The 3,890-nt window shown below is 33.3% G+C and carries 3 protein-coding genes; 2 read left to right on the top strand and 1 reads right to left on the bottom strand.

What is annotated here, in order from left to right:
- Nucleotides 1-146: 146 nt before the first annotated feature.
- Nucleotides 147-1,421 (top strand): ABC transporter permease, encoded by a 1,275-nt coding sequence (locus tag P0O24_RS12280; RefSeq protein ID WP_282838673.1) that lies wholly within the window; start codon nt 147-149, stop codon nt 1,419-1,421.
- A 160-nt stretch (nt 1,422-1,581) separates the two neighbouring features.
- Here P0O24_RS12280 and P0O24_RS12275 read toward each other — a convergent pair whose 3' ends face one another.
- On the bottom strand, nt 1,582-3,084 hold the full coding sequence (locus P0O24_RS12275; RefSeq protein WP_316970041.1) for an IS1182 family transposase: 1,503 nt from the start codon (nt 3,082-3,084) through the stop codon (nt 1,582-1,584).
- A gap of 157 nt (nt 3,085-3,241) precedes the next feature.
- Between P0O24_RS12275 and P0O24_RS12270 the strand changes: the two genes are divergently transcribed.
- Nucleotides 3,242-3,890, top strand: a 649-nt coding sequence (locus tag P0O24_RS12270; protein ID WP_316970040.1) for an MFS transporter, incomplete at its 3' end; no start/stop codon positions are given.

Here is a 3,890-nt window from a genome sequence, read left to right as displayed (position 1 = left end):
TTCTAATGAAATCATCGTAAAAATAGAGTCAGAGCTTGTTGCAAAACATGTGTTTGATTATATTAAAACGTGTGATCATATTATGAAATACGATGTCGAACAAGCAAGCTTGAGCGAAATATTTATTGCAAAGGTGGGACATAAAGTTGAAAAAGTTTAAATTTCTAGTTAAATATGGCCTAAAAAAACGCGTTGGAAGAAAAGCGTTCCTTATCGCAAATATAGTAATTGCATTATTAATGATTATTATTGTTAATATCCCAGCAATTATTAGTTTCTTTGGCGGAGATGATGATCTAGTTGAAAACATCAACATTCACGTCGTCAATGAGACTCAAGAAACAAATTTAGTATCCGATTTATCACAACTTTTCAATCAACCATTTGAAGGATATGAATTTTATGTTTTATCGGACTTAGCAGTCAATCAATTTGATGTTGAAGCTTTTTGGGTTAATTCGGAAGTTGATATAACCTTTCATTTTACTGGAGACATTGAGTCTCCTGATGTGAAAATTTATAGTAAATACCCTGAAATGAATCCAGCATTGATGGGACAAATTGAACTTCAAATTATTAATTATCAAATAGGCGATTACACGGGTCCTAGCTTTGAAACAATTTACGCGCCAGATTATGAAGATCCAAATCAAGAGATGTTTATTAGTTCAATTACAAGTTTACTCGTATTACCAATGTTTATTTTAATTACAATGGCTACACAGTTTGTTGGTGTTGATATTATTGAAGAAAAGTCAACAAAAGCTATTGAAACAGTCATTGCTAGTGTGCCAGCAAAAATACATTTCTTGTCGAAAATTACAGCAAGCATCTTATTTGTAATCATACAAGGGTTGTTAATATTTACTTATGGGGCTATAGCATCATTGATTGGTGGGGTTGCTGCAGCATCGCCAGGTCTTAATCTACCAACAGGTGGAGAATCGCTATTAGCCTATCTTGCAGAAATGATGCCAAATTGGCCAATAATTATTCTATTTTCTTTAATGTTTATGTTACTTGGAACATTATTTTATTTGGTGTTAGCTGCATTATTCGCATCAATGGCAGTAACACAAGAAGATTATCAACAGTTTCAATCACCTCTTATGTTGATTTTAGTTGGTGGATTTTATATTGGGATATTCGCACCAATGGCTGGAGGGATGGGATTCTTAAAGGTGATGGCATTTATTCCTATTTTTACACCAATTGTTGCTCCAATTGCATTCGCATCAGGGGTATTGTCCATTTGGGAGTCAATCATAGCGCTATTAGGATTAGCAGTATTCTTAGTATTATCATTATACATGGTTGCTCCAGTATATAAAGTAGCAATTCTAAGTTATGATCAAACAAAATTCTTCTCAAGAATCAAAGGATATTTCAAAAAAGCTTTTACCAAAAGTAAAAAAGTATAAAATGGGGCTGTAACGAAATGAAGATTTAATTTTCTTCATGGACTTAGCAGTCCTTTTTTCTTTATCTTAGCCTTCTCATTGTGGAAAACATATCAAAATCAGGTGTTTTCTGGCATGTTTAAAAGGAATTCTTAAGAATCCTTAGTTTTCCAGTGGATAATTATTGTACGATTCTGTATTTTTTGTTATGAAATTTAGCTAAATTATAGCCAATTGCGATGAGCATAAACTCAAATTTCACATTTTGAATGCCACGACGTTTAAATCTTCTAAATCTCATTTGATCTTTAATGATGCCAAACGCACCTTCAACTTGTATCGAGCGCTCTACTCTAAGTTCAATACCGAGTTCTGATTGAAGGTTTTCTCTTGCTTCTTTTTGAAGTGCCCACAGTTCTTCGTTGATTTCTACCCTACGCTTTGAACTAGGCACTTCATATACATCATTCCCCTTCTTGTTTTTCCATAAGAAGGTCAGTTTTTCTTTGTTTTCATCGTAGAAGTTGCCATCTTCATCTTTTTTGAAGTTTACAGGTCTACTTGGATCTTGTGCATATTTTTGATTGGCTGTTTCTTTACGATACATCGAATACTTTTGATATAGTTCCATCTGATTGTCTTTAAGATATCGATAGTTTTTTAGTCCACCATAACCAGCATCTGCGACTGGATATTTTGGATAGATTCCCTGTGCTCTCCTGTATCCTTCTAAAAAGGGGATAAACGTTTGATAATCATTTCTCTCTTGGAAAATATCTAAGTGCATAATGTATTCATCAGATACACCAATTTGTACATTGTATCCCGCTTTTAATTGACCATTTCTCATGTGGTCTTCTTTCATGCGCATAAACGTTGCGTCATGATCGGTTCTCGCACATGAGTTTCTATCGGGTCCGATGACATCGATCGTGTCGTTATATTCCTTAACTTTTATATAATACTCAGATATCTTTTCAAAATCCCTTTGTAAAGCTTTTTTTCTTTGACCTTTTCCATAGACAAATGAAATACCTGTTTGTTCGACTTCACGCTCTAAAAACTTTAAAATGTTTTCAATATAACTGACTTCATAAGTCTCATAAATCGGAAAGATGATCCCTATCTCTTGATATTGATCGTTGAGTTTTTTTATTTGTTTGCTTATCTTTTTGTACAGCTTATCTCTAAATTTCTCAATTGAGCCTTTCCAGATGAACTTGTATTTGTTTGCGTTGGCTTCAATTTTCGTACCATCGATATAGAGTCTATCCGTATCGATTTTCTCTTGATCAATAATATATTGATTCAAATCATAGAAGAGTTTTTCAATGCTATCTTTCAAACGATGCTTCATAAACTCACTAATCGTTTGATGGGATGGCTTTAGCTCATCTGTGAGCCACATAATTCTAATATCATGCTGTGCGGCTTTTGCCATGTCTCTTAGGCTTGTGATGTTTTCCATCTGACAAAACAATATCAATTTGAGCATATTGACTGGATTATAGCCGATTCTACCAACTTTTGGCTCGGCTACGATGTATTTATTTAAATCAATCCTCCGAAATACTTCGTCAAATGTTCGAGCTTCACTATCAAATGGAATTTTTATATCAAATGATAGTGGTAATTTTAATTGTTTTGGGTTAAAATATCCTTGTAAATAATTGGGTCTTTGCATACTTCAATTATACCAAAAAACCACCCTGGTTTTCCAGAGTGGCTTTTTTGTTATCAAGGCTGAAACTAATCTATTTCGTTACAGCCCCTTTTTTTAAAGCATTTATTTTTATCGATTGACAAAACGTGTTATAATATTTTGGATGCGGAGTGATAAGGTGAAAGAATTAGCGATTAAGATTAACAAAAAACTATATTATGGTTGGATGATTGTCCTCATGAGTGGACTCGCATTCTTTTTTTCTGCTCCTGGACAAACATACTCAATAAGTGTATTTATTAATGCATATAACCAAGAATTTGGGTACTCCAGTACTTTAATCTCTAGTGGATATTCGATCGCCACAATGATTAGTGGATTACTTATTATTTTTATGGGGAAAGCCATAGACCGCTTCGGTCAAAGAAAAATGCTGATTATAGTCGTTATTATGTTAAGCATCACAGCATTTTTCAATAGTTTTGTATCAAATATAGGAATGATATTTGTAGGATTCTTTTTCTTAAGATATTTTGGACAAGGATCAATGACATTAATTCCTAATAGTTTAGTTCCTCAGTGGTTTGAAAAAAAGAGAGCTTTTGCAATAAGTCTTTCTGGTATTGGTAATTTAATTGCAACACTTTCCATTCCAGCATTTAATTATTGGATGATTACACATTACGGTTGGGTTCATGCCTGGAGAGTTTGGAGTTTAGTTTTACTCATAGGATTTGTACCACTTGTTATTTTATTTGTATTTAACAAACCTGAAGATTTAGGTATCACGATGGAAAATTTAACTGCAGGTACTGATGAAGAGATTA

The organism is Candidatus Methanocrinis alkalitolerans (genome assembly GCF_029167205.1).
GTDB lineage: Archaea > Halobacteriota > Methanosarcinia > Methanotrichales > Methanotrichaceae > Methanocrinis > Methanocrinis alkalitolerans.
Note: the sequence above shows the minus strand (reverse complement) of the source record. Positions and strands in the feature narration are given on the sequence as shown.

Excerpts from the sequence above, each read along its gene's own strand:
- P0O24_RS12275 (WP_316970041.1), bottom strand. The coding sequence starts at position 3,084 with ATGCAAAGACCCAATTATTTACAAGGATATTTTAACCCAAAACAATTA.